This window comes from Polymorphobacter fuscus, assembly GCF_011927825.1.
Taxonomy (GTDB): domain Bacteria; phylum Pseudomonadota; class Alphaproteobacteria; order Sphingomonadales; family Sphingomonadaceae; genus Sandarakinorhabdus; species Sandarakinorhabdus fusca.
The window spans coordinates 1-1,152 of record NZ_JAATJI010000003.1; the positions used below are offsets into that span (position 1 = coordinate 1).

Consider the following 1,152-nt stretch of genomic DNA (forward strand, 5'->3'; position numbering starts at 1 on the left):
CTAGTGGACAGAATCTAACGCTTGGTGCCCTCTTTTGACGGCGGCGATGATTTTGTCTGGATCCGCGGTCCAGAGGAAGGGTTTCGGGTTGGCATTTTGCTCGGCGACGAAGCGATTGATGGCGGCCTGAAGGTCGACGACGGAGTGGAAGACGCCACGCTGCAATCGTCGCTTTGTCAGCTTGGCAAAGAAGCCTTCGATGGCATTGAGCCAGGAACAGGACGTCGGCGTGAAGTGGAAGGTGAAGCGGGGATGGCGATCGAGCCACTCGCGGACCTTGGCATGTTTGTGGGCGGCGTAATTGTCGAGGATGACATGCACCGCCTTGTCGCTGGGGACGCTGGCGTTGATGGCGTTCAAGAAGCGGATGAACTCCTGGTGCCGGTGCTTCTGCATATTGCGCCCGATCACGGTGCCATCGAGGATATTGAGCGCGGCGAACAGGGTGGTAGTGCCGTTGCGCTTGTAATCATGGGTCATCGTGCCGAGCCGGCCTTTCTTCAGGGGCAAGCCTGGCTGCGTTCGGTCCAGCGCCTGTATCTGGCTCTTCTCGTCGAACGACAGCACGATGGCGTGCGCCGGCGGATCGACATACAGCCCCACGACATCGTGGAGCTTCTCGGCAAATTTGGGATCATTCGACAGCTTGAACTGCCGATACCGGTGCGGTTGCAGCCCATGCGATTTCCAGATGCGGCGTACCGCGCTGGCGCTGATCTTGCTCGCGGTGGCCATCATGGCGGCGGTCCAGTGCGTCGTCTCGCCAGGCGGATCGGTCAGCGTCAGCGCCACCACGCTATTGATAACTGCCGGCTTCAAAGGCGCGATACGCGACGGCCGGGTCTTGTCGCGCAACAGGCCGTCGATACCGGTTGCCATGTAGCGCTCCTGCCACCGCCAGACACAGGTCTTCGATTTGCCAGTCTGCCGCATGATCGCCGCGGTCCCCACGCCATCGGCGGACAACAAGATGATCGAGGCCCGCCACGCATGCTTTTGCGCAGCATTCCGATCATTAATAACCCGCTCAAGCCGAAGCCGGTCAGGCGGCGATACGTCGAATTTGATCCCGGTTCGCATGATCCTGAATCGCACGGCCAGGCGACGCTGGGAATCCTAAAACGGACTCATCCGTCAGGCGATATCCACTAG

1 protein-coding gene is annotated in these 1,152 nt (G+C 60.2%); it reads right to left on the reverse strand.

What is annotated here, in order from left to right; translation table 11 throughout:
• Window positions 1–1,080 carry an IS630 family transposase gene (locus tag GGQ62_RS15985; protein ID WP_167649717.1) on the reverse strand — a complete coding sequence of 360 codons (1,080 nt, stop codon included), beginning with the start codon at window positions 1,078–1,080 and terminating at the stop codon, window positions 1–3.
• Window positions 1,081–1,152: the final 72 nt, after the last annotated feature.

What these genes read in the sequence shown, in the direction of transcription:
- GGQ62_RS15985 (WP_167649717.1), bottom strand. Translation starts at nt 1,080, where the DNA reads ATGCGAACCGGGATCAAATTCGACGTATCGCCGCCTGACCGGCTTCGG.